The sequence below is a fragment of the Halolamina sp. genome (assembly GCF_036626355.1).
Taxonomy (GTDB): Archaea; Halobacteriota; Halobacteria; order Halobacteriales; family Haloferacaceae; genus Halolamina.
Genome location: NZ_JAZKRY010000017.1, coordinates 1 through 26,996 on the forward strand (window position 1 = coordinate 1; position 26,996 = coordinate 26,996).

The window sequence follows — 26,996 nt, forward strand, 5'->3', positions numbered from 1 at the left end:
TGACCGGGCAGCGCGCGTTCCGACACGACTGAGCCGGTTCAGCTCTCCGTCTCCTCGACGACCTTCACGGTACGTTCCGCTCTGTCGCTCCCCCAGTCACAGACGACGGTGAGTTCGTCGCCGGAGCCGTCCATCGGCGTGTAAATCGACGGGGTGAGGCTGAACTCCGCTGTCACGGTCTCGCCCTGTGGAACGTCGAACCAGACCTCGCCGACGTCCGACATCACGACGGCGCCGAGCTCGGCCAGGAACCGGCCGTCGCGCTCGCCCACGTTCGCGACGGTGAGCGTCGTCTCGATCGGCTCGCCGGGGGAAACGCTGTCGGACATGGTGAATTCCCGGAGTTCGAACTTGGGGAGCTTCCCGATCGCGTCGACGACCGGGTCCGGGAGCTCCCAGCGCACGGGCTCGTCGCCGCCGGTCCAGACGACAGCGGCCGTGTCCGCCTCGATAACGGTGACCTGGAAGGCGGTCAGCCCTGCGTCCGGCTCGATGGGCTCGTAGCGATTCCCATCGATGGCCTGTCCGTCGGCCTCGACGGCGAACTCCTCCGCCGGTGCCCCGCTGAGTCGGACTACAAGGAACTGTGCTCCCTTGTGAGCGCCGACGTCGGGGTGGGTGCTGCTCCCGGCAACGGACCGCGAGACGATGGAGTTTCGGACAGCGGGATCGGCGACGACGACTTCGCCGCCGTCGGTCGTGTAACTCTCGCCAGGCTCCAGGCCGGCGTCGGTCGTGGGACTCCTCGAAGCGGCAGTGGTGGAGTGATCGTTGCTCGCTGGCGGCCCGCTCGAACAGCCCGCGAGGCCGGCGCCTAGGAGGGCGACGAACGCACGACGGGTGACCATGGCCGAACTGGCCATCCCGGCACCAAAATCCTTTCTTCAGCACGAACGTGGCCAGAATATCGTTGCTGCGCCCGATACTTTTTTACCTTCTTGCATGACCGGTACAGCCGTCCATGCGAGAACTACTCACGATGTGGCGCGATACGCGGATGGTCATGCTGGTCGCCGTCGTCGCGGCGGTGTACGCGGCGCTGCTCATCCCGTTCAAGGTGTTCACCATCCTGCCAGGGCTGACGAGTATCCGGCCGGCGAACGTGCTGCCGGTGTTCTTCGGTATCCTCTTCGGCCCGGCGGCGGCGTGGGGATCGGCCATCGGTAACCTCATCGGCGACGTGTTCGGGGGGACGTTCGGCCCCGGGAGCGTCGGCGGCTTCCTCGGGAACTTCTTCTTCGGTCTCGTGGGCTACAAGCTCTGGGGCAACCTCGGTCCGCTCTCGAGCGGCGAGGAGCCCGACTTCCGCGAGTCGAAGGCGCAGCAGTTCGCCGAGTACGTGGTCGTCGTCGTCGCCGCCTCCGCAGCGTGTGCGGCCATCATCGCCTGGGTCGTCGACGCGCTCGGGCTCGTGCCGTTCTCGGTGCTCGCACCCATCATCCTGACCAACAACACGGTGTCGGCGCTCGTGCTCGGGCCGCCACTGTTCTACCTCACCTACCCGCGCATCAAGGAGATGGGGCTGCTCTACCCCGACGTGTTACGGAGCGAGGACCTCCCGGGGCGGGCCAACGAGACCGGCGCCTGGGCATTGTTCGCGGTACCGCTGGTCTGGATCGGTATCGGCGTCTTCGTCATCGGCGGCGCGCCGGGGACGACGCTCCAGATAGGGCTGGGCGCTGTCGGCTTCCTCGTCACGGTCGGCGCGGCGTATCTCGCCGGTGAGGCGGTCTCGGCCGTAGTCCGGGGCGCCTGACCGAAAGGGAAACGGCTATCGGCCGTCAACGCTCTCACCGAACCGATGACTACCAGGGACGGGGTCGCCGCGCGGCTCCGGGATGTCGTGTTCTCGTACGCCCGCGACGCGACCCTCCCCGACGCCGACGAACTGGCGGGCGAGGCGGACCCGGATGAACGCGAGGGGCCGGTGCTCCGAGGCGTCGACCTCGACGTGCCAGCGGGCTCGTTCACCGTCGTGATGGGCGCCTCTGGGGGTGGCAAATCCACCCTCCTCCGCACGTTCAACGCCATCATCCCGGACTTCATCGACGGCTCGTTCCGCGGCGAAGCGGACGTCCTCGGGGTCGACGCCACCGAGACGCGCGTGAGCGAGATGGCCCGGGACGTGGGGATGGTGCTCCAGGATTACGAGTCACAGCTGTTCGGCACCAGCATCGAGAACGAGGTGGCGTTCGGCCCGGAGAACCTCGCCGTCCCCACGGCGGCGATCGGCCCACGCATCGACGACGCGCTCGCGCTCGCGGGGCTCGACGAGCTGGACCGGCGCCGGGAGCCGGCCGGACTCTCGGGCGGGCAGAAACAGCGCCTCGTGTTCGCCGGGGTCGCCGCGACCCACCCCGACCTCCTGGTGCTCGACGAGCCGACGAGCGACCTCGACCCGCGCGGGACGCGCGAGATCGTCGACCTCGTCGGGACGCTTGCGTCCGAGAGGGAGGGTTCTGACTCCGCGACCGACGACCAGTCATGGGGCGGGCCCGAGACCATCGCGATGGTGACCCACAAGGTCGAGGAGGCGCTGCTCGCGGACCACGCGGTGCTGCTGAAGGACGGCCGGCCGTACCGCACCGGCCCCATCCGGGAGGTGTTCACCGACACCGACGCGCTCGAGGCAGCCCGCGTCGCGGCGCCGCCGATGGTCGAGGCGTTCGACGCGCTGGGCTGGCCGGACGCAGACGTTCCGCTCTCTCCAGCGGAAGCCGTCACCCGAATCGAGGCGAGCGACGCGACGTATCAGGACCCTGGCGACGGCGCGCCGGCTGATACGGGGATCGAAATCGGCGAGCCGCTGTTCGAGCTCGCGGGCGTGGAGTTCGCCTACGGGACGGACCGCGGCCCCGTGAAAGCCGTCGATGACGTCGACCTGACCGTCCGCGAGGGCGAGGTGGTCGCGCTGGTGGGCCACAACGGGAGCGGGAAGACCACGCTCGCGAAGCAGTTCAACGGGCTCCACGAGGCCGACGCCGGCGAGGTGACCTACAAGGGTCGGCCCGTCCCCGAGTACAGCATGGGCGAGATCGGCCGCGAGGTCGGCTACGTGTTCCAGAACCCCGACCACCAGATCTTCGCCGAGACGGTGCGCGAGGAGGTGGCGTTCGGCCCGAAGAACTTCGGACTCGAGGGCGAGGAGCTGGAGCGCCGAGTGGAGCGCGCGCTGGAGACCGTCGAACTCGACGGGCTCGAGGAGGCGGACCCGTTCTCCTTCTCGAAGGGACAGCGCCAACGGGTGGCGCTCGCAGGCATCCTCGCGACCGACCCGGAAGTCATCGTCTTCGACGAGCCGACGACCGGGCTGGACGCGACCCAGCAGCGCCGCTTCATGGACCTCGTCGCGGAGCTCAACCGCGAGGAGGGAGTGACCGTGGTGATGGTGACCCACGACATGGCTACGGTCGCGCGCTACGCGCCGCGCACGGTCGTGATGCGCGACGGCGCCGTCGCCGACGACCTGCCGACGCGGGAGCTGTTCGGTGACGAGGACGCGCTCGCGGAGTACGACCTCGTCGCGCCCCACGCCGCGGAGTGTGCGAACGAGGTCCGGGGCGAGGCGCCGACGGCGCTGACGGCCGAGGAGCTGGTGACGGCGCTCGGCGGGCGGGACGCGCTCGTGGACGCGGCGCCGGTCGGCGTGGATTCTGGGGCAGCCTCGGGGGTGGACGATGAGTAGTGCCTCGCTGTACGTCGACGCCGACACGTTCCTCCACAGCCTCGACGCCCGGTCGAAGCTGTTCCTCACGATGGCGCTGTTCGTCCCGGCGTACGTCTTCGGCCGGCCGGCGTTCGTCGGGGTGCCGTTCCTGCTTAGCTTCGTGGCGCTCTGGGCGGGGAAGGGGCTGCGGAACCTCCGCCGCATCTGGGTCATCGTCGTCGCGCTGTTCGTGGTCGGGCTGGTCGTCTGGCCCGGCTTCGTCGACCCCGGCGGTGCGGTGCTGGTCGACGTCGGTCCCGTCTTCCTCTCCGAGAGGCAGGCGCTGTTCGCGACCGGGCGCTCGCTGCGCATCGCGACGTTCATCCTCGGCGGACTGGCGTACGTCTCGACCACGTCGAACGAGGAGCTGGTCCGGGGGATGCGGGAGTTCGGCCTCCCCTACGCGTTCTGCTTCGCCGTCGGCACCGCGCTGCGGCTGTTCCCGACGTTCCTCGGCGCCGCCGGCACGGTCCGGCAGGCCCAGGAGGCCCGGGGACTCGACCTCTCGGCGAGCAACCCCATCGAGCGCATCCGGAGCTTCGTCCCGCTGCTCGTGCCGGTGTTCATGACCGCGTTCCGCAACGTCGAGACCCAGTCGATGGCGCTCGAGGCGAGGGGGTTCGACACCCGGCGGGAGCGGACGTTCTACCAGTCGTCCACGCTGCGTGCGCGGGACTGGGCAGTCGTCGCGCTCACAGTCGTCGTCGGCGTCGCCGCCGTCGCGGCATCGTCGATGGGTATCGGGACGTTCTAAAACTGCCAGCGCGCGAGTTCGTCAGCGACGCCCGCTCAGAAGCTGCTCTCCTCGTGGCGCCACGAGTCGGCGTACTCCGCCTGGGCCTGCGTGACGTCGTCGATGTCGATGCCCAGCGTGTCGAGTTTGCGCTCGGCCACGTTGCGGTCCAGTCGGTCCGGAATCGCGTAGAGCCCCGGCCCGAGGTCGTGCTCCCGGGTGAGCAGGTCGTGGGCGGTGACGAACATCATCGCGTGGGTCGTGTCGATAATCTCGGCGGGGTGTCCCTCGCTGGCTGGGCCGGTGAGGTTGACGAGACGGCCGTCGGCGAGCAGGTTGAGGTGCCGGCCGTCGGGGGTGGTATATCGGGTGATGCCCTCTTTCGGCTCGGTGACCTCCTCGGCGTACGCTTCCAGTCCGTCGAGGTCGATTTCCACGTCGAAGTGGCCGGCGTTGGCGAGCTGGGCGCCGTCGGTCATCTTCGCGAAATGCTCGCGGCGGATTACGTCACGAGTGCCGGTGCTGGTGATGAAGATGTCGCCGATTTCGGCGGCCTCGCCCATCGACATGACGCGGTGGCCGTCCATGTGGGCCTGCAGCGCCCTTCGGGGTTCGACCTCCGTGACGATGGTCTGGGCGCCCATCCCGCGGGCTTTCCGGGCGATGCCGCGGCCGCAGTAGCCATAGCCCGCGACGACGACGTTCTGTCCCGTGATGACGGTGTTGGTGGTGATGGAGATGTTCACCAGCGAGGACTCGCCGGTGCCGTGGACGTTGTCGAAGAACTGCTTCATCGGCGTTTCGTTGACACCGTAGACCGGGAACTCGAGCACGCTCTCGGCCTCCATCGCCTCCAATCGGGTGATGCCGGCGGTGGTCTGTTCACCCCCGCCGATGACAGTCGCCGCAACTTCGGGGTGGTCGGCGTGGCATTTCGAGATGAGCTCACAGCCGTCGTCGAGCAGGAACTCCGGCGCCTCCTCCAGCAGTTCGTGCTGGGCCGCTTCGAACTCCTCGTCGGTCATCCCCTCCCAGGCGTAGGCGGTGATGCCGTCGATGCTATCGAGATACTCGCAGACGGCGCCGTGAGTCGACTGGGGTTCGGAGGCGGTGAACAGCACCTCCGCCCCTGCCCGGTTGAGTGCCTCGACGAGACAGCCCGAGACGGCCTCCATGTGAGTTGCGAGGCCGATGGTGTTGCCGTCGAGCGGTTCAGTCGCCTCGTGTTCGTCGCCGAGCGACTGGAGGACGGGGGTGTAGTCCCGCGCCCAGGCGAGCGGGTCTGAATCAGTGGATGACACAGGTTCGGTATCTGTGCGCGACGCTAAAAAGCGACCGGCGCGGCTACCGAGCCTGGTGCAGGGCAAGCGAACTCGCGGGACAGATCATCGGTACTGACTGTTGAGTGTACTGACAAAAACGTTCGGCCCACTGAACCGGAGAGCGCGTCGTCGTCCGTAACGACAAAGCGCCCACCCGTCCCAACATCGCGTATGCACTATCACGAGGCGGCGAACTTCCTTTTCGATCTGCGGCGATTCGGTGTCGAACCCGGCGTGGAGTCGGTTCGGGACCTGCTCGCGGAGGTCGGCGCCGACGCAGTCGCGGAGGACGGTGATGGTCCCGCCTTCGTCCAGGTCGGTGGCACGAACGGGAAGGGGAGCACCGCCCGATTGGTCGAGTCAGTGCTCCGGGAAGCCGGGCTGACGGTCGGGCTGTACAGCTCCCCGCATCTCGAACAGCTCACCGAGCGCATCCGGGTCGACGGCCGGGAGATGCCTCGCTCGGCCGTCGCGACGTTCGTCGACCAGATCAAACCCTGGCTCGTCGAGCGGGCCGCCGATGGCAACCCACTGACGTTCTTCGAGGTGGTCACCGCGATGGCCATCTGGCGGTTCGAGCAGGCCGGTGTCGACGTGGCCGTGCTGGAAGTCGGGATGGGCGGGGAGTTCGACGCCACGTCTGCCGTCGACCCGGTGGCGAGTGCGGTGACCAACGTCTCACTGGAGCACACGAGCGTTCTCGGTGAGACCATCGAGGAGATCGCCCGCACGAAAGCCTACGTCGCACCCGAGGACCGGGCGCTCGTCACCGGCACCGCCGGAACGGCGCTGGAGGCCGTTCGGGCGCAGCTCGGCGAACTCCCCGTCGGAACACGGTCGCCCGGTGTCATCACCGTCGGCGACGACGACTGGAGCGGCGAGGGGGTAACCGCCGACGAGGATGCGCATCCGGATGTGCTCGTGGAGTACCGCGGTCGGGTCGACCACCAGCACGCCTCCGTTGGCGTCGCGGCCGACGAGTGGCGCGTCGACGCGGATATCCCACTGCTCGGTGAGCACCAGGCACGGAACGCGGGGATTGCCTGCGTCCTCGCTAAGCAGGTCGGCGACGAACTCGAGGTCGCTGTCGACCGGAAGGCGCTGGAACGGGGGCTCTCCCGCGCTGACTGGCCCGGCCGGTTCGAGGTGATGGAGCGCGACCCCCTCATCGTGCTCGACGGCGCACACAACCCCGACGCCTGCGAAACGCTCGCTTCGACGCTGGGGACGTTCGACTACGACGACTGCCATCTCGTCTTCGCGGCGATGCACGACAAGGATATTCCGGAGATGGCGGACGCGCTGCCCGAGGCCGCGACCGTGACGACCTGTGAGCCGGCGATCGATCGGGCGGAGGATTCCGAGGTGCTCGCGACGGTGTTGGAAAACACCGTCGACGCCGAGGTGCAAGCGACCGGCTCCGTCACGAACGCCCTCTCGCTGGCTCGCGAGCGTGCGGACGCCGCCGACGCGATTCTGCTCTGTGGCTCGCTGTTCGCCGTCGCGGAGGCGCGAACCACGTGGACTCGGCTGGAGGTGCCCAAAACCGTCGATTCAATCGAGGCGGCCGAGGACGTGCTGGAAGCCGCGCAGGTGTCCCAGCCGGGCGTCTGGCGGATGCGTGGGAAGGTGGACCACCGGGTGCTCCACACCCGGGTCCAGGAGCGCCAGGCCGAGTACCTCAAACAGGAGATGCTCTCGCTGGGGGGAGAGTGTTCGGCCTCGGGACTGCGCTCTGGCGGCGAACTCCACGACGTGGTGCTCTCGGGGACGATGGCGCAGTTCAAGCGACTCACCGAGAAACTCCGCGGGCAGCCCTGGGGGCTCGCAGGGTTAGGCGAAGAGCTTCGCACGGAGCTGGGTATCCAGCACAGCCCGTCCGAGCCCGAGTATCCCTGGAGTGAGCCGGAGGAGCCGGGGAGCGAACGCGAGACGACCGCCGTGATGGGCGTGCTGAACGTTACGCCGGACTCGTTCCACGACGGCGGGACGTACGCAACTCTCGACGACGCAGTCGTCCGCGCCGAGACGATGGTCGAGGCGGGCGCCGACATCATCGACGTCGGCGGCGAGAGCACCAGACCCGGCGCGGAGCCGACGTCTGTCGAAGCCGAACTCGACCGCGTCCTTCCAGTTATCGAGCGGCTCGACAGTCTCGACTGCCCGATTTCGGTCGATACCCGCCGGCCCGAGGTGGCCCACGCGGCGATCGATGCGGGTGTGGACATCATCAACGACGTTACCGGACTGACGGACCCGGAGATGCGCCGCGTCGTCGCCGAGGCGGGCATTCCGGTCGTGGTGATGCACTCCATCGACGTGCCGGTCGACCCAGACCGCGAGGTGGAGTACGACGACGTAGTCGAGGAGACGATACGGGAACTGAACGAGCGACTCATCGCTGCGGAGAAGGCGGGTGTCGACCGCGAGCAGATTATCGTCGACCCCGGCCTCGGCTTCGGCAAGAGCGCCGCGGAGAGCTTCGAACTCCTCGGCCGACTCGGGGAGTTCACGGCGCTTGGCTGTCCGATGCTGTTCGGCCACTCTCATAAATCCATGTTCGAGGTGACCGGTGAGGCGGCGGGTGACGCCCCGAACTCGACTGTCGCTGCGACGGCCATCGCCGCCCGGAACGGCGCCGATATCGTCCGGGTTCACGACGTGGCCGAGAACGTCGCTGCGGTGAACGTCGCCGCGGCGAGCGAGAACCCCGAGTGGGTCGCTGGCGGTGAGAAGTCGTGAGCGACGACGAGGGGCGGGCAACACAGGCACCGGAAACAGCAGTCGTCGGCCCCTACGAGGCCGTTCATGCCTCCCCCACCGGTGCTGCTCGGCCCGCTCCGGACGGGGAGGCGGGCACTGCCACGGCCGCGCGCTACGCGAAAACCGCTGTGGAGTATGGCTTCGATGGCGTGGTGATCCGCACGGGGGAGGCCGAGTACGACGCCGCGGAGCTGGCCGAGCGCTACGGTATCGACGTTGTCCGGGGCATCGAAATCGACGCTCCCGACTCGCAGGCTGCGAGTGGCGCGGTCGGGACCCACCGAGACGAGTGCACGATTCTCTCCGTGCGCGGGGGCTCCCCAGCGCTGAATCGGTTCGCCGTCGAGCAGGACCGCGTGGACGTACTGAGCCGGCCCTTCACCGGTGACGGCGATGTGAACCACGTCATCGTCCAGGCGGCGGTCGACCACAGCGTCCGGGTGGAGTTCGACCTCGGACCGGTGTTGCGTGCCGACGGCGGCACTCGGGTACGCTATCTTCGGAAGCTCCGGAAACTCCGGGAGCTGGTGGAGTACTACGATGCGCCCTACGTCGTGAGCGCGAACCCCGGCTCGCAGCTCCAGCTACGCGCACCGCGGGAGCTCGCGGCGCTCGGTGAGACGATCGGCTTCGAGGAGGGTGCGATGGAGCAGGGGCTCGCCGAATGGGGCCGAATTGCGGCCAGAAACCGGGAGCGTCGCTCCGAGTCGTTCATCTCCCCGGGGGTCGAACGAGCGATAGACGAACAATGAAGCGCCCGATCGAGGAACACGCCGCGCGGTTCTCACAGGTCGCGAGCGAGTACGACGAGGAACAGGACAGCGACGAGTACGCTGCTTGCGCATCGCTGGTTATCGAGGCCGCCGACCCCGGGCCGGAGGAGACAGTGCTCGACCTCGGCACCGGTACGGGAACCATCGCACTGGCGCTCGCGACCGAGGCAGGCAGCGTTATCGGCCGTGACATCAGCGAGGGGATGCTTGCAGAGGCCCGCAGCAAGGCCGACTCGGGAGGCCACGAGAACGTCAGCTTCGGTGAGGGACGGTTCCGGGAGCCTCAGGTCGACGAACCGGTCGACGTGGTCGTCACGAACTTCGCGATGCACCACCTCTCGGACGCCGAGAAGCGCGAGGCAATCGAGGGGATCACCGGACTCGAGCCACGGCGATTCGTCCTCGGCGACCTGATGCTCTCGGCGCCAGTGGTGGAGGGCGAGGAACGGTACGCCCCTGCGGTCGACGACCCGGCGACTGTCGGGGTGCTCGTCGACGCACTGACCGATGCCGGCTTCGCCGTGACGGCGAGTGAACTCATCGGCGACCAGTTCGGCGTGATCGTGGCCGACCGCCTCGACCGATGAAACACCTCCCGAAACACCACCAGCCGCGATGGCGCTATCTCGCCGTCGCTATCGAGACGTGGCCAACTGCGACGGTCGGTCGCCGCGGGTTCCAGCGGGAACTCTGGTTCGCCGGCCAGAACCTGCTGGGCGACCCGGGTGGCGCAGACGCAGACCTGCAGGTGATGCGGTTCTCAGTATCTGAGGGTGGCGGGGGCGCAATCGTCCGGGTGCGTCGCGGTGAGGTTGATGCAGCACGCGCGGCGATTGCCTGCCTCGACGAGGTCGACGGCCATCCTGTCGGGCTGCGCGTCAGCGGCGTCTCCGGCACCATCGATGCCTGTTCGGAAAAGTATTTAGGCAGCGGTACCGGAATTTCGGTACAAGGTGACGTGACCGTCGCGGGCGCAGACTGTCCGGCGTGGCGTCGGAACGGCGCGCTCGACGTCCGTGGGCCGACGGGGCTCATCGGTGCGACGGTTCGCGATTTCGAGTAAATCTATGCAAGGGCAATCCCAACAGCAGGCGTACGACCGCGGTACCACTATCTTCTCGCCTGACGGACGTCTCTATCAGGTGGAGTACGCCCGCGAGGCGGTCAAGCGCGGCACGCCAAGTATCGGCGTCCGAACGCAGGAGGGTGTCGTCCTCGCAGCGGACAAGCGCCGGCGCTCGAAGATGATCGAACCGTCCTCGGTGGAGAAACTTCACAAGGCTGACGATCACATCGGTATCGCCAGCGCCGGCCACGTTGCCGACGCGCGAAAGCTCATCGACATGGCGCGCCGGCAAGCCCAGGTCAACCGGCTGCGTTACGGCGAAGCCATCGGTATCGAGACGCTCTCGAAATCGGTGACTGACTTCATCCAGCAGTACACCCAGTACGGGGGCGCTCGCCCGTTCGGCGTCTCGCTCATCATCGGCGGCGTGAAGAACGGGCAGCCGCGCCTCTTCGAGAGCGACCCCAGCGGCACGCCCTACCAGTGGCAGGCGCTCTCTATCGGCGCCAACCGCGCCGACATCCGTGAACACCTGGAAGCGGAGTACGACGAGGAGATGACGCTGGAGGAGGGCGTCGACCTCGCGCTTTCGGCACTTGCAAACATCAACGACGGCGAACTGACCGGTATCGGCGTCGACCTCGCCACCATCGACGTGGAGACCGAGGAGTACGTCCAGCTCCCGCCGGAAGAGATCGACGAGCGGCTGAAAGCGCGTGACATCCACGCCGACCAGGCGACTGACGAAGAGTAACCGCAACTCGGTTTTTCGCCGCCGGAGGAACTCCGCGAGTCACGACTGAATTCGACCGGTTTCTGGCCCGCAGCAACGGTGGAGGGATGTCCGAACGCTCGATTGATAGTGATTACGGCGAATCGGTGCATCGACGGTGTCGAACGCCGCCGGTTCAGGGGCTCCCATCACCGACACGGACGGTCACGGCGGGACAGACTCGCAGTAATCACTATGCGCCGTCGAATCCGGGCTTCCCAACAGCCGCTCCGTCGTCACCCTGACCGCGACCGGTATGGCTGCCGAGCGGGACAGCGACGATGGCGACGCCGACGGCAAAAGGGGTCGTCGGAATGGCCTGCGTCGTCGGGGACGGTGACACTGTCTAACACATCTTCGAGATGGTTGTGCATCCGGTGTACCAGCGACAGAGGCTGGGGAGTTGGATGACGGACGCGCTGCGGGAGTGGATTGACGAGACCGCATCATCAGAACGCGGAGCGGTCCGGCTGGCGAACGAGAACGACGCGCTCGTAACGGTAATCGGCTTCGAATCGAATCGCGCCCACTGGCTCCGAGACGGCGACACGGCGGTCGTCGTCGGTCACGCGCCGCGATTACGTTAATACTCCTCGTATGCGAGGTTCATCAACCACTGGGAGAAGGCGTCGGACTGCGGATCGATCTCCTCTTCGCCGATGAACGGCGTGAGCATATCTCCGGCCATCAGCAGCGAAAAATCGAGGTCGCGTTTGCGCGGCTTGAGCAGGTAGGTGTTGTGTCCCTTGTAAACGGCCTCCTCCCGCTGGATCAGGCCTTCATTTTGCAACGAGTCGGCGATGCGGCTGCCTTTCCGAGAGGAGAAATCCAGCTCCTTCCAGAAATCGCTCTGGTAGATACCGCCCGTTTCCCGGACGAGTTCCAGCGCCCGGCGTTCGTCGTCGCTGAGGTCGAGGTCCGCAGTGCTCATGGGATGTGGTGTATCGCAGTGTGGTTAAACCCTGTCTTCGACGGCGTCCGGTGCACGATCCGAGGGGGCACGCGCACCTCCGAACCAGCCGCTGTCGGGACTCCTCCCGCGAACAGAATCGGGGTAACAGGCTCCCCACCGTCACAGAGTTGGGGATTCAGCGTCTCAAAGCCTCGACGTTCGCGTCGCTCGGTAGCTGGCGCAACCGTTAACCGCGCCACTCCCCAAAGCTATCATAGAATGAGCTTTCAGAGCGAACTGACCGAAGAAGAGGCCCGCGAACGGGTCGAGACCGCACTGGAGGAGAACGAAGTGGTGCTGTTCATGAAGGGAAACAGACTGATGCCCCAGTGTGGCTACTCCAAGCGCGCGGTTCAGCTGCTTTCGCAGTACCGCGCGGAGTTCGAGACGGTCGACGTCCTTCCCGCGCTGGCGGAGTTCCGGACAGCGCTCGAAGCGGAGTCGGACTGGGAGACCATCCCGCAGGCGTTCGTTGACGGCGAGTTCATTGGCGGCAGTGACATCCTGGCGGAACTGGACGAGCGAGACGAGCTTGCCGAGAAGGTCCGTTCGTCCGCCTGAACCGACCTAATAACAGCTAAAAGTCCCGAACACGTAGAACCACCAAGGAGCCGTCGACGCCCTGCCGCCGGCAGGGACCCACCCCCCCAACACCATCCCACACATGCCTGGACGCGTATTCCGACTCCATTCGACACTGGAACTGCCGCTCGAAGACGTCGAGGAGTTCCTCGAAGACCCGGAGCTCCCACCCGAAATCGACGATGTCGATCTGACCCGCAGGAACAACACGCTGATTCTGAAAGCGATCTCCGACGACGCGGATATCGGGAAATACACCCCGACCGCACAGCTGAAAGCGAGCGTCTCGGAAACGCGTGTCTACGAGGAGGAGCCGCCCAAAACCGCCCCGACGTGGGGAGATGAGGAAGAGGAGGAAATCCCCTCCGAACTCGTCGAGTTCGCCTGCTTCAAGGGCGACCGCGAGACGGTGCTCCAGAACAGCGCGCTGCGCTTCCCGATGTTTCTCGTGCTCCGGGAGATCGCACTCCGCTCGGAGAAAGGCACCCTGACTGCCGTCCTCGAGAAGGACGGCGACCTGCAGGCCGTCCGGATTGTCGAGGGCGAGGAACGCCCCGCAAGCGTCGAAGTCGTCGAGAACCCTCGCCAGGGCAACGGTGAGGACAGTGGCGTGGACTGGCGCGACAACAAGTTCATCAGCTAACGCTGCAGTGCCCGGTTCCTCTGACGGCGGTCCGACAGCGCATTCTGTTTTGCTGGATCGGTTTCGCTACATCGCTACCCCCTGAGGAAAAGCCCACGAGCGGACAGATTCGCCTGTGTGGGGGAGTTCGCGGAGGCGGTGAACCGACCGACACACGGCCTGTCCACGGCGTAGACACCGTTGCCGAGGAGGCATCGTTGTCCGTCGGGTGCCCCTCCACCGACCGACCACTTGTCGGGAGGCCGGGGGAGTCTCGGGTGACAGATTCAGGTAAACCGCCTCATCGCGTCGGCGAAAAAAGCTCTCGGTGGGCCCATCGCAGCCGCGTTCGAGCTGGTCATTTACCGATTTTACCTGGTATCCCATGGTGTTCATTATCTCGGTGATTCCGATGTGGGATAGTCGGACTGGCCGTTCATGTCGTCCCTGCGCGCGACCATCGGATTTGCTGTCAGCAACCGATAGCTGGAGGACATCGCACAAATTCTAGCTGACCCGCTATTTATACAACAAGGCTGTTGGCGCATTTTACCTCCGTGACAGGGCCCTGCATCCAACACCCAAAGGCTTATACACTAATTGTCGTATGCTTCCATAACGCCATACAGGCGTCATACCGCAGTAAACGGAAATATATGACAGAAAATAAGGACTTTTCGCGAGAAGGGCGCATCGACAGACGAAAGTTCATCGGTGGCGTCGGCGCCGGCGTCGCCGTTGGGATGGCTGGCTGTTCGGGGCAGGAAGACGAAGCGACCACCTCGACCGAGACCGATACCGAGGACGGTGGCATGGACGACACCGACACCGACACCGAAGCGAGCGGTGAGCCCATGCAGGGTGGGACGTACACCTTCGGGATGGCCTCGCCGCCGAACAACCTGAACATTCTCGCGACGGGGACGGCGTACGCGTTCGTCGTCCTCGACGCGGTGTACTGCTACGGGACGACGCTCCACCCGGAAACCCAGGAGGTCATCCCGTATGGCTTCGCGGACTGGTCGCTAAACGTCGATAACGTTGGGAGCGACTCCAACCCGACGATGACGGCGACGCTTCAGGAGGGTCTGATGTTCAACGACGGGGAACCGGTTACCGCTGAGGACGTCAAGTTCTCCATCGAGTACATCCAGGAGCAGGAGCCGGCGGGCTCCATCTCGGCCTCAGAGGTTAGCTCGGTCTCGAAAGTCGAGGTCGCGGGCGATGGGGCCGACCACGACGTCGAGTTCTACCTGAGCGAGAAGGACGCCGGCTGGGCGACCAGCATTCTCGGGGTGCCGTTCATGCCCGAGCACATCTGGGGAGATGTGGACGACTACAGCAAGTACAACCCCCGGAAAGACGACGCCGGTGTGGTCGGCTCCGGCATGATGCAGCTCGGCGACTTCAACTGGGAGAACTGGTACGAACTCGAGATGCGGGACCCGGAGATGATGCCGTGGCTCGACGACTGGGACTTCCTCGACGAAGGCGCCCCGTTCATCGACGCGCTCCGTATCGAGATCTTCGGCTCTGCGAACGCGCTCCACCAGGCGCTTCTCAACGCCGAGATCGACCAGACCTACGGCTCTCTCCCGGTCGACAAGGCGGCGCAGGCGACCGAGAACGACCAGCTCGACGTTATACAAGGGTCCGACGACGGCTGGGCGCACCACTCGTGGAACATGCGCCGGAAGCCTTTCGACGACAAGACGTTCCGCCGGTTCCTCGTCAAGGCCCTCGACTGGGAGTTCGTCGTCGAGGACCTCTACAAGGGTATCGGCGCCGTGAAGGGAGACTACGGGACGCCACCGGTGTTCGACGCGTGGCGACCGGACGTGCCCGAAGAGATTGACACGCACGAAGGCACACTCCCGAACGATGACAGTGTGTCGATCGACATGCCTGACCTGCTGTTCCCCGAGGCGACTCGCGGGAACTCCAACCTCAACGACGAGGCCATGCAGGAGATGCGGCAGTTCCTGACGGAGGCCGACGATGCGGCGTACGACTACACGTTCGAGGAGGCCGATAGCGACGTCATCACCTCCCCCGACGGGAAGATGCTGCACGTCGACGGCGAACGGCTCGACGAGGCACACACGGACAACGACGGCAACTCAGGGCAGGGGCCACTCGAGATGAGCTACAACCCGCCATCCGATTCACCGCTGGGCGCCCGGCGCGCATCGAACTGGCTCGCCGTGCTCAAGGAGACGGGCATCCCGGCCCGTGGACTGGTTCAGTCGTTCAACTCCCAGCTCCCGAAGGTCTACCAGAACCACGACTTCGACATGTTCGAGATGGGTTGGACGGGGCTGACGGTGACCAACGACCACTACTCCTCGTTCTTCGGCAGCGACGGGATCGGCGATGGCGGCTTCAATCCGATGGCCTACACCGGCGCGGACGAGTACATCGATATGAACGGAGGCATGATGGAGCTCGAACCGCGGCAGCCAGTGGTCCAGGCGATCCTGGCACAGATCTGGCACGACGCGCCGACGCTCGTCACGAACTACGACAGCATCCTCCAGCCGGTCACGAACGCGTGGACCGGCCACGTCAATGCCGTCGGCGGGGTGACCAACGAGTTGACCTGGCCGAACGTCCACAAGATGGGATAACCGCCTGATAGGAGAGCTTGGACAGTGCCCGAACCAGCTCGGGCGGGTCGGTTTCCTCCCGCGCCTCTTCGATGCTGCGCGCGATGCAGGAACCGCGAAGAATACGTTTATCAGTGTGACTCGTGAGAAGCATGAACATGGAACGAAGACACGGAATCGAACGAACGAACCGGGGGACTGAGGTGAAATAGATGGCAACGAGAATTAGCTTCAAGTATCTCGCAAAACGACTGGCCGTCTCAGTGCTCGTCGTCTGGGCACTGCTGACGCTGCTGTTCCTGCTGCTGAAGGCGATGCCGGGAGACTTCGCGTCGCTGCTGATCAACCCCAACATGGAGGCGTCGGACATCCAGGCCGTCCGGGAGCAGTGGGGCCTCAACGACCCGCTCTGGAAACAGTATCTCAAGTGGGTGGGGAGCTACGCCGTCGGTGACTTCGGCTACTCGCTCCAGAACGCAGAGCCCGTCACCGCGATGGTGATTCGTCGGCTACCGCGAACGCTGGTCCTCTTCATGACCGCGTTCCTGATGCAGTACACCATCGGGATCCTCATCGGCATCGACTTCGGCTGGAACCGGGGAACCAAGGTCGACAAGAGCGGCTTCACGACCGGGCTGACGCTCTACAGCGTGCCGTTCTTCTGGATGGCGTGGATGCTGCTGCTGGTGCTGTCCTACCCCGGGGTCGGTATCTCCTGGTTCCCCGCCGCCCACATGACGACGGCGTTCAAATCACAGTTCACGATGGTCGAACTCGTCGGGGACATCCTCTATCACCTGTTCATCCCGGCGATGTCGCTGGTTGTCGTCGGGTGGGCAGGTGCGATGTTGGTCACCCGGACGTCGATGCAAGAGGTGTTGGACAAACAGTACATCTACACCGCACGTGCGAAAGGGCTCTCACCGACGACGGTCAAGTACAAACACGCGGCGCGGAACGCGCTCATCCCGGTGGCGACACAGGCCATCGTCGGTATCGCGTTCGTCATTGACGGGAGCGTCATTGTTGAGACGGTGTTCTCCTGGCCCGGTATCGGGCTGATGCTCGTCGACGCGATCGCGAACCGGGACTTCCCCGTGGCGCTTGCCTCGTTCTTCATGCTTGGCGTGCTAATCGTGGGTATGCGCCTGGTGACGGACATCGTTTACACGTATCTCGATCCGCGAATCAAATTCGGTGAATCACAATGAGCAGCGAAACCAAGAAGTCGTTCTTCCAACGAATCAAAGACGAAAACAAGGGGATCGTCCAGTCGATCGACAGGGGCTGGAACCGGTTCACCAATCACAAGATGGGTGTCCTCGGTCTCATCATCCTCGTGTCGATGATTTCGATGGCGGTGTTCGCCCCGTACATCGCGCCGCACTCGCTCGACTGGCAGGCACCGGAAGAGATCGAGCAGGAGGGCGAAGAGAAGACGCTCGAAGACATCGCGAGCGCGGAGATCTCCCATCCCGCACCGCCGAAGTTCGGTGACCCGTACTTCGCACCCCTCGGGACGGATATGGAGGGCCACGACGTCCTCACACAGCTGATACACGGGTCGAGACCGGCGCTATATATCGGGCTCGCAGCCGGGTTGCTCTCGTCGCTCGTCGGCGTCCCACTCGGCCTGATTAGCGGGTTCTACGGCGACACGTGGATCGACGAGGCGATTCAGCGGATCGTGGACGTCATGTACGGCTTGCCGTTCCTGCCGCTGGTTATCGTCCTCGTGACGCTCCGGGGCGTCTCGACGACGAACATCATCATCGCCATCGCGGTGAAATCCTGGCTCAACAACGCCATCGTCATCAGAGGCCAGACGCTGTCACTGAAGGAACGCTCCTACATCGACGCGGCGAAAGTCGCGGGCGCGTCGGACAACCGGATCGTGTTCAAACACATCCTTCCGAACGTGCTCCCGCTGGCGTTCGTCTACCTCGCACAGGACGCGGCCTTTGCCATCCTCACACAGGCGAGCCTGGCGTTCCTCGGGCTGTCTGACTTCACGGAGGTCTCGTGGGGGACGATGCTCCAGTGGGTCCAGGTCACGGGGCACGTTTTCGACGCGCTCTGGTGGATGATCCCGCCTGGACTGATGATCACGCTGGTCTCGGCGGCGTTCTACTTCGTCGGCTACAGCCTCGAAGACGTCATGAACCCCCACACTGAGTAAGATGAGCACGAACACACAGACATCGACGGGCGAAGGAGGAATCATCGAGCGAAACCGAGAGCGGTTGTTCTGGCTTACACTGGTCCTCGGGATGGCGATTTTCGCCCTCGGGATGGCGTTTACGATCCTGTTTCTGGCGATGAACACGTCGCCGCCGGCGCCCTACTTCGCGTCGGCAGAGGACCGCTATCTGACGGGCGGCCTCTCGTTCCTGTTCATGATTGCCGGCCTCCTGACCCTGCGAATGGGCGCGAAGGTTGGGGGCTGGTAACCCATGTTTGGCGCGAAACCAGGACACAACCTCGACCGAGAAGACACGTACGGCTACGAGGAGGAGAAACTCGGGTGGTTCGAGCGGTTCGACATGCGCCCGGTCGACCCGGCGGCGATCGACGAGCGCTTCGAGGACGGGGACGTGCTACGGACGGTCGACCTCCCGATGTCTCTCAACCGAGGGCTGGTGGTCGAACCGGGAACTGGCATGGCCCTGTATCGGCTGACCCAACTGTTCGGGACACCCAATGTCGACGTCTGGGCTGCTGGGAGTGAGATGGGTGAGCGCGACGTCTCGACCTGGCAGTATCTCTTCGAGGTGGTCTTCTCGGCGGAGGACGGGGAGGACCGGGAGTTCCTCCTCTCAATCTACGACCACAAAACCGACGTATCGGTCGGCCTGTCGACGTGGGACGAGTCGGGCGATGACAGGGTGGTCCCAGCTCCGACGGAGTCCGCCCCTCCAGGGCTCGAACTCCCGGACGAAGAGTTCCGTGAGGGGCTCGTCCAGCTCACGCTGAACGTGCTCGAAGAACCGGTCCCCGCGACGTACGAAGATCTCTGGATATGAGACGAACCCCCCAACGGCTTGGCTCGAGAGAGACGGTCACGGATCGAGTGATCTCGATTCTGATCGACTCGACCCGTCGGCAGTACGTGCTGACGGTTCTCGCGTACATCACCGGAATATTGGGGCTGGGATTGGTGTTCGCGCGGGAGCTCTGGATGAGCGTCCCTGATGACATCGCGGTGCCGGCCAGCATCGTCCTGATGGGTATCAGTTTCCTCTCGCTGTTCGTGGCGACGCTCTCAGGGCCTGCCCCCGGTGCCAGGTAGGCCCGTTACCAGCCACGTTCGTTCAGTTTTGGGAACACGACGACCAGCAGCACGCCGAACAGCACTGCCACGATGATGCCGAACACGATGGGGACGAACCCGTACGAGTAGAACCCGAGGTAATGGCCCTGCAACGAGAGCCAGATACTCACTGGAACGGCCAGCAGGAACGTCAGCGTCGCGACCCAACCGGTTGTACCCACGGGCCTCAGCTCTCGGGCTGTGTTACTCTGCGTCGACTCGTCTCGTCTTCCTCATAGAGGTGACAGGCCACCTGCTGTCCGGTGTCTGCTTCGCGGAAGTCGGGGTCGACGTCCTGGCAGATGTCCCCGATATACTCCGGACAGCGGGGATGGAACTTACAGCCCGATGGTGGGTTCTCGGGCGAGGGGATCTCGCCTTTGATGTTTGCCCGTTTGCGGCCACCGCTCGGTTCCGGAACCGGGACGGCGTCGAGCAGCGCCTCCGTGTAGGGATGTTTCGGTTCGTTGATGACCGTCTCCGTCTCACCGATTTCGACGACATCTCCGAGATACATGATCGCCGTCCGGTCACACATATACCGGATGAGCGAGAGGTCGTGGCTGATAATCACGTAGGTGAGGTTGTACTTATCCCGGAGCTCCTTCATCAGATTCAGCACGCCTGCTCGAATCGAAACGTCGAGCATCGAGACTGGCTCGTCAGCGAGGATGAAGTCCGGGTTGACGACGAGCGCGCGGGCGATGGCGACGCGCTGCTGTTCACCACCGGAGAGCTCCCGCGGGAACCGCTCGAGATACTGCTCGGCGGGTTCGAGCCCGGCGTCCTGGAGCGCGGTAATCGCGCGCTGGCGCCGGTCCTCGTAGCTGTCGCCCATATCGTTGATCTTGAGCGGCTCGGTGACGATGTCCGCGACGGTAAAGCGGGGGTTGAGGCTCTCGAAGGGGTCCTGGAAGATCATCTGGACCTGTTGCCGGAACTCCTTGCGCTCCTCCCCGGTCATCTCCTGGTAGGTCCGGTCGCGGAACGACACCTCCCCTTCGGTCGGCTCGTGGAGGCTCACGAGTAGCTTTCCGAGCGTCGTTTTCCCGCAGCCGGACTCCCCGGCAACGCCGACGATCTCCCCCTCGTTCACCGAGAGCGAAACGCCATCGACCGCTTTCACCGACGTCGGTTCGTTCCCCAGGATCGTGTCCATGACGCCTTTCTCCCCGCCGAAATGCTTCTTCAGGTTCGTGGCTTCGATTATCGGGTCCATGTTTCCTCCTTCTCTGACTCCGCCTGCAGATGTTCGAGTTCGTCCAGCCGGTAACACGCGGAGTTGTGTTCAGGATTGCCTTTCACGTCGAACATCGACGGGTGGCTTGTGTCACACTCCGGTACCGCGAACGGACACCGTGCCCGGAACCGACAGCCGGCATCCGGGTTCGTGAGCGATGGCGGTGACCCGGGAATCGAGACGAGGCGTGTGTCGCCGGCCTGCTCGATGCTGGGGAACGAGTTCTTCAGTCCCATCGTGTAGGGGTTCGACGGGCTCGAGAACACCTCGTCGGTCGGGCCGACCTCCATCATCTTCCCCCCGTACATGACGCCCACACGGTCGCAGGTCTCGGCGATGACGCTGATGTCGTGGCTGATGATGAGCATCGACATCCCCATTTCTTCCTGCAGCTCCTCGATCTCCGCCAGGATCTCGTCCTGGATGATGACGTCGAGCGCCGTCGTCGGCTCGTCGGCGATGATGAGGTCGGGGCCGCAGGCGATGGACATCGCGATCATTGCGCGCTGTTTCATCCCCCCGGAGAACTCGTGGGCGTAGTCATCGGCGCGCTCGCCATCGATACCGACGCGCTCGAGCAGCTCTCGGCCCCGCCCGTACGCTTCTTCGGCCGACGTCTCGGGCTCGTGGCGGAGGATGGCCTCGACGATCTGGTCTCCCACCTTGTACACCGGGTTCAACCCGGTCATGGAACTCTGGGGGATCGTCGAGATCTCCGCCCATCTGACGTCCCGGATCTCTTTGGGAGAGAGACTGGCCAAGTCCTTATCTTTGAACATCACATCCCCTTCCGCGATGTATCCGTTCTCGTCGAGCAGTCTGAGGATGGATTTTCCGAGCGTGGTTTTCCCACAGCCGGATTCGCCGACGAGACCGAACGTCTCTCCCTCCTGGATACGGAAACTCACATCGTCTACCGCCCGGACTTCACCGGTATCCGTGGAGTAGCGAACACCGAGGTCGTTTATATCTAACAGGCTCATGGTTTATTTATAGCGTGCCACCGGATGGTGGTCAATTCGACCACCGGCGCGGCGAATGCACCTGAGTGACATGGATATTGCAATCATGCGCCCATAAAAAAGCGTTGGGTGACGGCAGCGGGGTCCCGGCGCCGTGTGACAGGACCGCTAGCTCACCCAACGAACCGTCGGGAGTTGTCGATATCGGACCCTTTTTCCGAGTTACCATCATGCATACGGACAATGCATCGGCTGAACAAGGCGTTTTTCGTCCTTACAGTTTCGCTGGCTTTGTTGGGCGGTGTTTCGGTCGTCGATTACTCACAGACGCTCGGAGATTTCCAGGACGCCGGTATCGTCGCGGAGCAGATCGAAACGGAGATTCGCTCCGGTGAGGTCGCCGAGGGAGAGTTCGTTCTGCAGGTCGAGATCCGTAACCCCACGCGGTTCACGCTTGACCTGAACGGCGCGTACATGGCGGCCAGTGCGGACGGCGACAGACTGGCCTACGGGCCGATCGTGAATCACGACGAGATCCCCGAGACGATCCCCGCTCGCGGCGCTGTGAACGTCGAGTACGTGTTTGCACTCAGCGACGATCAGGCCCAAGGGCTCCAGGCGGTGCTGGACGACGGAACCGTGACCGTCACGGGCCAACACAGTGTGCAACTCAGGGACACACAGTTCTCGGTTTCCTTCACCGGGGAGGTTGACGGATGATCCGACGGACCACCTACGCGGTGTTCCTGGTTCTCGCCATCGCTGGCGCGGCGGTCACCGCCGCGGTCGGTGATAGTTCCCTTCACACGCTTGCCTACGGGCTTTCGGCGCTCGTCGGCGTCGTGGCGTACTTCCAGGCGAACAAACGGCTCGTCGACGAAGCGATCGGGACGACGCTACTCAGCGTGCTTGGTGGGCTCCTCCTCAGTGAAATCGCGCTCACTGCCGTCAGCGTCTACGTGATCGGGATGCCGATCGACCTCGCCGCGTGGCAGATGTGGACGTTCCTGCTATTTCCCTGGGCGTACGTCCTCACGCTGCTGCTCACGGGCTACTTCTGTGCGGGCCTGCTGGATATGCTGGAGTAAGTTCAGCTACTCCCCGTCGTAGGAGTCGTCGCGGTCACGCCCCGCGAGCTGGTCGGCACCGATCGGGGACATCGACTCGTCGAACTCCTCCTCTTCCTCGTCCTCGTCTTCAGCATCGGGAACGTACGTCGACGGGTCGAACCGGTTTTCGAGCCGCCAGCCCGCGTAGAGCAGCACGCCGCCGAAACCGAGTGACAACACGAACGGGAGCGACGTCGGTGACAGCGTCCCCTGGATAAACACGCGGTGAAGCCCCTCACCGATGACGAACGCGCCGAAAAGCAGGAGGGTCGACCCGAAAAAGTTGGGAATCCGTCTGTCCATACCCACCGTATTCGATAGCGCGGTTTATCCATGTCGGTGAATCAGCGTGCGACAGTTTGTGGTCCGCAAAAGCGCATCATCGACCCTGGTCGGTCGAGAGTGACCTTGTGAACGGGTTTCATGCAGCGAGTTCGCCACACTCCACAAAACATTTCAGGCCGAAGGTAATGAGATGTAATTACCGATGAGCGAGTTCCCCGACTATCTGAACGTCGACTACACCGACGGCGAGGGCGAGTCCCCGGCGGACTACCCGAGCCTCGAGCACAAGATCGAGAAAGCGATCGAACTGACCAAACAGGGCCTGGAGGAGTACAAGAACCCCGCCATCATGTGGACCGGTGGGAAGGACTCCACGCTCACGCTCTACTTCGTGAAGCAGGTCGCCGAGCGTCACGACCTGGCGGTGCCGCCGGCAGTGTTCCTCGACCACTACCAGCATTTCGACGAACTCATGGATTTCGTCGAACACTGGGCGGACGAGTGGGACCTCGACGTCCACTTCGCTCGGAACGAGGACGTGGGCGAGTACGTCGACGAGCACGATCTCGTCCCGGGTGACGACATCGAAATCTCGGAGCTGAACGAGCAGAACCGTCACCACATCCGGAACATTCTGGAGTACGAGGAGGAGACGTTCCCGTTCCTGCTCGACACCTACGTGGGTAACCACCTACTGAAGACGGTGCCGCTGAACAACGCTATCGAGGAGCACGACATCGACGGCATCATCTCGGGTGTGCGTTGGGACGAACAGGATGCCCGCGCCGACGAGACGTTCTTCAGCCCCCGGCACGACCCCGATATCTACCCGCCTCACGACCGCATCCAGCCGATCCTCCAGTTCGACGAGCGCGCGGTCTGGGACTGCTTCTGGCACTACGTCGTGCCGGACACCGTCGAGGGCTACCCAGACGAGGGGTACATCCCGGACGACGCCGACGACCTCCCCGAGGGGGTCACGCAGGATGACATCCCCATCTCGCCGAAATACTACGCCGGGTTCCGGTCGCTCGGCAGCGAGGTGTCGACGGAAAAAGGCGAGGCCGAGCCCGCGTGGCACCAGGACCTCGAGAACACGACCGAGCGCGCCGGCCGGGCCCAGGACAAGGAGGACCTCATGGAACGCCTCCGCGACCTGGGCTACATGTAGACGCCCGCAGCACGATTCCCAGCTGACTCACACGTTTTCGTGAGCTAACCGGGTCGCCCTGAAAGAGTCTTCATCGGCGAGCGACGACAGAGTAGATAATTTCATATAACAATTAAGCGGAATATTAAAGTATATTTTTCACCATGTTAGCAACTTAGTTAAAGTATGAGCTCCAACAGCTCAGAGATGAAAGCGTATCTCGCGGAGCACCCGAAAATGGTCGGCATCCTGTTCACGACGACCCTGCTCCTGTCCCAGGCGGGCGCCGTCGCGGCGGGCGGCGGCACGAGCACGGCCGGGCCCTAACGGAAGTCGATTCGGTTGGCCCACCGCAGTTCGCCGTCGAACAGTAGTGGCATCCTGTGTGAGCCCATCGCTTGCTGGAACCGTTCTGGCGGGACGTCGTACGTACTGAACTCCCCGACGGGGATGTACTGAGCATCGCCCTGTTCAAGGAACGTTCGACCCATCGAGCCGATCTTGAACCGGGAAGTCGGGTAGCCGATGCAGGTGACGTCGAGCCGGCCGTTTTCAGACGAATCGACCTCCATCGCGTACTGCACCCCAGAGGTGGACTGCGAGATAGTGACCGAGCCGTCCCCGACCACCACGTAGTTCTGCCGGGAGATCCGCACTCGCCGAATCACGTCCAGCGCGCCGTGGAAGTCGAAGCCGATGTCGAGGAGGTTTGCCAAATGTGTCCCCGTCTTCGTCGCCGTCGTGTTACTCACGCTCGTCAGTGTGACGACGCCGCCGAACGCGCCGGCCTCGACGAGCGCCTGGCCCTGTTCGTATGAGGTACAGCCATTCAGCAGGAAGGCGTCGGCCCCCGTTCCCGAGAGCGTGCGCAGGTCCAGAAAGCCATCCGCACACTGTACCCCGTCGTCGTCGACGTGTCCGACGTAATGGAGGAAACTCGTCTCGGTCTGTAACAGCTCGCGGAGTTCGGCTTTCGTCAGGTCGTGGTGGCTCCGCACCTCGAACGTGAGCATGTCGAAGAAGCCGTAGAGCTCCTCGTCGATCTCAGCCAGCATCTCCTCGTCGTTACAGACCAGCGTTACCGTCGTCGTGCTGTCGTCGCTGGGCTGTCTACCCAGCCGCCGCCGGTAGGCATCGACAGTCGGCTTCGACGAGCCCATCGGGAACTTCTCGCCGACCCAGATGTGTCCGTACGTGTCGGCTTCGACGGGGGAGATAACCGATTCTCCGTGGCTATCGGTGTTCTCCGTCGTCCGTCGCTGTAGAGCCGGGCCGCCAGCGGTTCGGAAGAAATCATCGATGTCATCCGGTTCGGGCGGCGGGCTCCCCCGGTCCGACAGCGGTGTGGGCGAGCGGACCATCGCGAGGTCGTCGACGATGAACGGAAGGATCTCCGCGTTCCCTGCCGCCGGCTCGATATCCGCGGTGAGATGCCAGTCGAGCAGGTCGTCTGTCGCGTCTTTCGGAACCGAGAGATACGCTGCGGTCCGTTCGGCGATCGGAAGCTCGTACCAGCGCTCGGGGACGATGGTCGTGCGCTCGGCCAACTCGTTCCGTTCGCGTAGCGACACCGGGTAGAGCCCCTCTGTACGGGTGATGCAGTCGAGGAGGAAGCAGTGTCGGAGGGTGTTGGCTGTCGCCTCTCGGAGATCCCCGCCCAGGGGAAACCACTCGTCACCGGCGACGAGCCGCGGGCTGTCGACTCCCGTGACGATTTCGGCGCCCAGATAGTACGCGAGCGGAGCAACGGTGAACACGCTGCTGTAGCGCTCAGGGATTTCGAGACGAATCCCCGTTTCCGGCCGGCTGAGCCCGGCGGCGTCGAACTCCTGGCCGAACTCCAGCAGCGGTGGATGGCCCCGAAGCGTGGGAAAGGACCGCTCCGGCGAGGTGGTTTTCAGCGCCGACGAGAACAGCGACAGCCCGCGTGCGATGCCTGCAGGTGTCTCCGGAACGGCGATGGTGCCTTCGGGTCGCTGGTGGAGCGACCGCGGACCGACGACGACGGTCGACGGCTCCTCGAACCGGATTCTGGTGCCGTTCTCCCCCTCCTCGACCGTCGCGGGACCATCGAACCTGAGGTAGAGCTTCATCGGGGTGTTGGTCGCTTCGAAGAACGTCTCCTCCTCGACGACCCGGGCTGGGCCCGTGGCCCGCTCCCGCGGCTCGCCGTCCGGGCCCCGGAGATGGTAGTCGACGACGGTCGGCAGATAGAGTCGCGTGCTACGGATGCGGACCGCATCGTCGACTGGTGCGGGAAACAGTCCAGTTTCCGCCGGCTCGGGGGTGACGGGGCCGGCCTCGACCACGTACTCCACCTCCTCGATAGTGTCGACGATTCGGAGCCCGCGGTCCGCGGACTCGAACCGGATCACGATTCGTCGAGTGCGACCCAGCCGGTCGTCCCCCGCCCCGGCAGATGCCAGCGCTGTTCGGGCTCACCGGAAGCGGTCCGAAGCTCGAGCCGAGCGTCGAACACGAACTGGAGGTCCGCGACGGCCGCCGAGCCCGACTCACGCGGGAGATGGTAATGTCCCATTCCCCGGGCGCGCCGGACCTCGCCGGTGAGCTGATAGGCGAACCGGCGAACGGTCTCCACACCGTGGGTCTCGAGCAGCGTTTCGAGCGAGCAGACGCCGACTCTGAGTACCGCGGGCGGCGGTGTCTCGCCGCTCGGGCACCACGAGACGATCTCCCTGTCGACCTGGCGGACGAGCGCGTCGTCTTCACTGGGCGTGTCGGTTGGCGCACCGATCGCGGCGCTCCCCCGGAGTTCGCTGCCCCCGATGAGCGTCACGTTCTCGTCGTCGGCCGAGTAGGGACCAGGGAACCACTGGTCGGCCGCGGCGGTGCTATCGGTCAGCGCGAGGATGCGGTGGCGCTCTTCCTCGGGGTCACCGAGCAAGCGCGTGGTCGCTCGCCGGGAGACGGCCTCCGGAACGTCGCCGGTGACGAGCACCTGTGGGCCGCGTTGTTTCAGTTCCTGGAACGCGTCCCTGACGCTGCAGCCGCGTTGTCGGCTTTGCCTGTCGGCACGACTCAT

At 64.5% G+C, this 26,996-nt stretch carries 30 protein-coding genes; 21 read left to right on the plus strand and 9 right to left on the minus strand.

Translation table 11 applies throughout. From position 1 onward, the window contains the following. Positions 1 to 38: 38 nt before the first annotated feature. Complete coding sequence (locus tag V5A38_RS04255) at positions 39 to 848, minus strand: hypothetical protein (RefSeq protein WP_332324505.1); 810 nt, start codon at positions 846 to 848, stop codon at positions 39 to 41. A 113-nt stretch (positions 849 to 961) separates the two neighbouring features. On the opposite strand from V5A38_RS04255, the gene V5A38_RS04260 reads away from it, so the two are divergent. The 3 genes from V5A38_RS04260 to V5A38_RS04270 are packed head-to-tail and all read left to right on the plus strand — an operon-like array spanning position 962 to position 4,460. Beyond that, the gene (locus tag V5A38_RS04260; RefSeq protein ID WP_332324506.1) at positions 962 to 1,756 is read left to right on the plus strand and encodes a QueT transporter family protein; all 795 of its coding nucleotides are present in this window, start codon (positions 962 to 964) and stop codon (positions 1,754 to 1,756) included. Between the two features lie 45 nt (positions 1,757 to 1,801). Then, positions 1,802 to 3,685 carry an energy-coupling factor transporter ATPase gene (locus tag V5A38_RS04265; RefSeq protein ID WP_332324507.1) on the plus strand — a complete coding sequence of 628 codons (1,884 nt, stop codon included), beginning with the start codon at positions 1,802 to 1,804 and terminating at the stop codon, positions 3,683 to 3,685. Continuing rightward, complete coding sequence (locus V5A38_RS04270; protein ID WP_332324508.1) at positions 3,678 to 4,460, plus strand: energy-coupling factor transporter transmembrane component T; 783 nt, start codon at positions 3,678 to 3,680, stop codon at positions 4,458 to 4,460. Before V5A38_RS04265 ends, V5A38_RS04270 begins: the two co-directional genes overlap by 8 nt. 35 nt (positions 4,461 to 4,495) lie before the next feature. Here the strand turns inward: V5A38_RS04270 and V5A38_RS04275 are convergent, their stop codons facing one another. Next, positions 4,496 to 5,740 (minus strand): adenosylhomocysteinase, encoded by a 1,245-nt coding sequence (locus tag V5A38_RS04275; protein ID WP_332324509.1) that lies wholly within the window; start codon positions 5,738 to 5,740, stop codon positions 4,496 to 4,498. Between the two features lie 192 nt (positions 5,741 to 5,932). Between V5A38_RS04275 and folP the strand changes: the two genes are divergently transcribed. From folP to V5A38_RS04305, 6 genes are all read left to right on the plus strand, one after another. Beyond that, positions 5,933 to 8,503 (plus strand): dihydropteroate synthase, encoded by a 2,571-nt coding sequence (gene folP / locus V5A38_RS04280; protein WP_332324510.1) that lies wholly within the window; start codon positions 5,933 to 5,935, stop codon positions 8,501 to 8,503. Next, the gene (locus V5A38_RS04285; RefSeq protein ID WP_332324511.1) at positions 8,500 to 9,276 is read left to right on the plus strand and encodes an RNase P subunit p30 family protein; all 777 of its coding nucleotides are present in this window, start codon (positions 8,500 to 8,502) and stop codon (positions 9,274 to 9,276) included. Before folP ends, V5A38_RS04285 begins: the two co-directional genes overlap by 4 nt. After that, positions 9,273 to 9,884, plus strand: coding sequence for a class I SAM-dependent methyltransferase (locus V5A38_RS04290; protein WP_332324512.1), 612 nt, complete (start codon positions 9,273 to 9,275; stop codon positions 9,882 to 9,884). The genes V5A38_RS04285 and V5A38_RS04290 overlap by 4 nt, the downstream gene beginning before the upstream one ends. Then, positions 9,881 to 10,360 (plus strand): Rpp14/Pop5 family protein, encoded by a 480-nt coding sequence (locus V5A38_RS04295; protein WP_332324513.1) that lies wholly within the window; start codon positions 9,881 to 9,883, stop codon positions 10,358 to 10,360. Before V5A38_RS04290 ends, V5A38_RS04295 begins: the two co-directional genes overlap by 4 nt. 4 nt (positions 10,361 to 10,364) lie before the next feature. Further along, positions 10,365 to 11,117: an archaeal proteasome endopeptidase complex subunit alpha gene (psmA, locus tag V5A38_RS04300; protein WP_332324514.1), complete on the plus strand. Its 753-nt coding sequence runs from the start codon at positions 10,365 to 10,367 to the stop codon at positions 11,115 to 11,117. A gap of 425 nt (positions 11,118 to 11,542) precedes the next feature. Continuing rightward, on the plus strand, positions 11,543 to 11,722 hold the full coding sequence (locus V5A38_RS04305; protein ID WP_332324515.1) for a hypothetical protein: 180 nt from the start codon (positions 11,543 to 11,545) through the stop codon (positions 11,720 to 11,722). Here V5A38_RS04305 and V5A38_RS04310 read toward each other — a convergent pair. After that, positions 11,719 to 12,066, minus strand: coding sequence for a MarR family transcriptional regulator (locus V5A38_RS04310; RefSeq protein WP_332324516.1), 348 nt, complete (start codon positions 12,064 to 12,066; stop codon positions 11,719 to 11,721). The two genes, V5A38_RS04305 and V5A38_RS04310, sit on opposite strands and share 4 nt — an antisense overlap. Before the next feature lie 240 nt (positions 12,067 to 12,306). On the opposite strand from V5A38_RS04310, the gene V5A38_RS04315 reads away from it, so the two are divergent. The 8 genes from V5A38_RS04315 (at position 12,307) to V5A38_RS04350 (ending at position 19,186) form a co-directional block, all read left to right on the plus strand. After that, positions 12,307 to 12,648 (plus strand): glutaredoxin family protein, encoded by a 342-nt coding sequence (locus V5A38_RS04315; RefSeq protein WP_332324517.1) that lies wholly within the window; start codon positions 12,307 to 12,309, stop codon positions 12,646 to 12,648. Between the two features lie 103 nt (positions 12,649 to 12,751). After that, positions 12,752 to 13,312 carry a hypothetical protein gene (locus V5A38_RS04320; RefSeq protein ID WP_332324518.1) on the plus strand — a complete coding sequence of 187 codons (561 nt, stop codon included), beginning with the start codon at positions 12,752 to 12,754 and terminating at the stop codon, positions 13,310 to 13,312. 635 nt (positions 13,313 to 13,947) lie between these two features. Further along, positions 13,948 to 15,918, plus strand: coding sequence for an ABC transporter substrate-binding protein (locus V5A38_RS04325; RefSeq protein WP_332324519.1), 1,971 nt, complete (start codon positions 13,948 to 13,950; stop codon positions 15,916 to 15,918). A gap of 191 nt (positions 15,919 to 16,109) precedes the next feature. Then, entirely contained in the window at positions 16,110 to 17,108 is a 999-nt protein-coding gene (locus V5A38_RS04330; protein WP_332324520.1) for an ABC transporter permease, read from the plus strand. Continuing rightward, positions 17,105 to 18,076 (plus strand): ABC transporter permease, encoded by a 972-nt coding sequence (locus V5A38_RS04335; protein WP_332324521.1) that lies wholly within the window; start codon positions 17,105 to 17,107, stop codon positions 18,074 to 18,076. The genes V5A38_RS04330 and V5A38_RS04335 overlap by 4 nt, the downstream gene beginning before the upstream one ends. A gap of 1 nt (position 18,077) precedes the next feature. Further along, a complete protein-coding gene (locus V5A38_RS04340; RefSeq protein ID WP_332324522.1) occupies positions 18,078 to 18,347 on the plus strand; it encodes a hypothetical protein in 270 nt (89 codons plus the stop codon). A 3-nt stretch (positions 18,348 to 18,350) separates the two neighbouring features. Continuing rightward, on the plus strand, positions 18,351 to 18,920 hold the full coding sequence (locus tag V5A38_RS04345) for a hypothetical protein (RefSeq protein WP_332324523.1): 570 nt from the start codon (positions 18,351 to 18,353) through the stop codon (positions 18,918 to 18,920). Continuing rightward, positions 18,917 to 19,186, plus strand: a complete 270-nt coding sequence (locus V5A38_RS04350; RefSeq protein ID WP_332324524.1) for a hypothetical protein — start codon at positions 18,917 to 18,919, stop codon at positions 19,184 to 19,186. The genes V5A38_RS04345 and V5A38_RS04350 overlap by 4 nt, the downstream gene beginning before the upstream one ends. A gap of 5 nt (positions 19,187 to 19,191) precedes the next feature. Here V5A38_RS04350 and V5A38_RS04355 read toward each other — a convergent pair whose 3' ends face one another. The 3 genes from V5A38_RS04355 to V5A38_RS04365 are packed head-to-tail and all read right to left on the minus strand — an operon-like array spanning position 19,192 to position 21,430. Further along, positions 19,192 to 19,389, minus strand: a complete 198-nt coding sequence (locus V5A38_RS04355; RefSeq protein WP_332324525.1) for a hypothetical protein — start codon at positions 19,387 to 19,389, stop codon at positions 19,192 to 19,194. Between the two features lie 5 nt (positions 19,390 to 19,394). Then, positions 19,395 to 20,426, minus strand: a complete 1,032-nt coding sequence (locus V5A38_RS04360; protein WP_332324526.1) for an oligopeptide/dipeptide ABC transporter ATP-binding protein — start codon at positions 20,424 to 20,426, stop codon at positions 19,395 to 19,397. Beyond that, on the minus strand, positions 20,414 to 21,430 hold the full coding sequence (locus V5A38_RS04365; protein ID WP_332324527.1) for an ABC transporter ATP-binding protein: 1,017 nt from the start codon (positions 21,428 to 21,430) through the stop codon (positions 20,414 to 20,416). The genes V5A38_RS04360 and V5A38_RS04365 overlap by 13 nt, the downstream gene beginning before the upstream one ends. A gap of 222 nt (positions 21,431 to 21,652) precedes the next feature. Here V5A38_RS04365 and V5A38_RS04370 point away from each other — a divergent pair, with 222 nt between their 5' ends. Then, positions 21,653 to 22,129, plus strand: coding sequence for a hypothetical protein (locus V5A38_RS04370; protein WP_332324528.1), 477 nt, complete (start codon positions 21,653 to 21,655; stop codon positions 22,127 to 22,129). Beyond that, the gene (locus V5A38_RS04375) at positions 22,126 to 22,497 is read left to right on the plus strand and encodes a hypothetical protein (RefSeq protein ID WP_332324529.1); all 372 of its coding nucleotides are present in this window, start codon (positions 22,126 to 22,128) and stop codon (positions 22,495 to 22,497) included. The genes V5A38_RS04370 and V5A38_RS04375 overlap by 4 nt, the downstream gene beginning before the upstream one ends. A gap of 6 nt (positions 22,498 to 22,503) precedes the next feature. On the opposite strand, the gene V5A38_RS04380 is transcribed toward V5A38_RS04375, so the two are convergent. Continuing rightward, on the minus strand, positions 22,504 to 22,821 hold the full coding sequence (locus V5A38_RS04380) for a hypothetical protein (protein WP_332324530.1): 318 nt from the start codon (positions 22,819 to 22,821) through the stop codon (positions 22,504 to 22,506). Positions 22,822 to 23,005: 184 nt separating this feature from the next. On the opposite strand from V5A38_RS04380, the gene V5A38_RS04385 reads away from it, so the two are divergent. After that, entirely contained in the window at positions 23,006 to 23,974 is a 969-nt protein-coding gene (locus V5A38_RS04385; protein ID WP_332324531.1) for a phosphoadenosine phosphosulfate reductase family protein, read from the plus strand. Between the two features lie 165 nt (positions 23,975 to 24,139). Continuing rightward, positions 24,140 to 24,280: a hypothetical protein gene (locus V5A38_RS04390; protein WP_332324532.1), complete on the plus strand. Its 141-nt coding sequence runs from the start codon at positions 24,140 to 24,142 to the stop codon at positions 24,278 to 24,280. Here the strand turns inward: V5A38_RS04390 and V5A38_RS04395 are convergent. Both V5A38_RS04395 and V5A38_RS04400 read right to left on the minus strand, forming a co-directional pair. After that, a complete protein-coding gene (locus V5A38_RS04395; protein WP_332324533.1) occupies positions 24,277 to 26,328 on the minus strand; it encodes a hypothetical protein in 2,052 nt (683 codons plus the stop codon). The genes V5A38_RS04390 and V5A38_RS04395 overlap by 4 nt on opposite strands. Further along, the gene (locus V5A38_RS04400) at positions 26,325 to 26,996 is read right to left on the minus strand and encodes a hypothetical protein (RefSeq protein ID WP_332324534.1); all 672 of its coding nucleotides are present in this window, start codon (positions 26,994 to 26,996) and stop codon (positions 26,325 to 26,327) included. Before V5A38_RS04400 ends, V5A38_RS04395 begins: the two co-directional genes overlap by 4 nt.